1 protein-coding gene is annotated in these 448 nt (G+C 37.7%); it reads right to left on the bottom strand.

Annotated features, from left to right (window positions below; all coding sequences use genetic code 11):
• Positions 1-258 precede the first annotated feature (258 nt).
• The coding region (locus SB717_RS33730) for a TetR-like C-terminal domain-containing protein (protein ID WP_410907165.1) at positions 259-448 on the bottom strand (190 nt) is incomplete at its 5' end.

Genomic DNA, 448 nt, shown 5'->3' with positions numbered 1-448 from the left:
AGGAAGAGATGTTAGCGCATCTCTTCTTTTTATTATATGCCAATTTATTCGCTGTTACACTTATATAGTATTCTACGGAAAATATATCAGATTCCTATTTTGTGGTCAATTTGATCCCGCTTTAACGGGCAGTAAGACCCCCACCTCAAAATTCAGTGGAAGCAAAGAAGTTAGGTGGGGGTCGGGCTGTCCGTAAAAGTCCGATTGGTGAGGGCTGATTAAAGTTTCACTTTATTGCATGATTGAAAAGGTGTAGTCTTATTCCTTTTCAAACTGAAAAATATCCCGATTAATAAGTTGATGGAGATACCTATCCATTTCAGCAGCAGAAACTTTTCTTTCACTTTTAAACCACCATGCGCTTAATGAGGTGATTGCCCCTGAATAAAATTCAATGATTAAATCAGTGGGCATCGTATGATTTTTGTGCAGTTGATTTAACGCTTCT

The organism is Priestia sp. SIMBA_032, from assembly GCF_046535215.1.
GTDB classification, from domain to species: Bacteria; Bacillota; Bacilli; order Bacillales; family Bacillaceae_H; genus Priestia; species Priestia aryabhattai.
The sequence above is the reverse complement of the archived record's forward strand: the minus strand, read 5'-3'. Positions and strand labels throughout refer to the sequence as shown.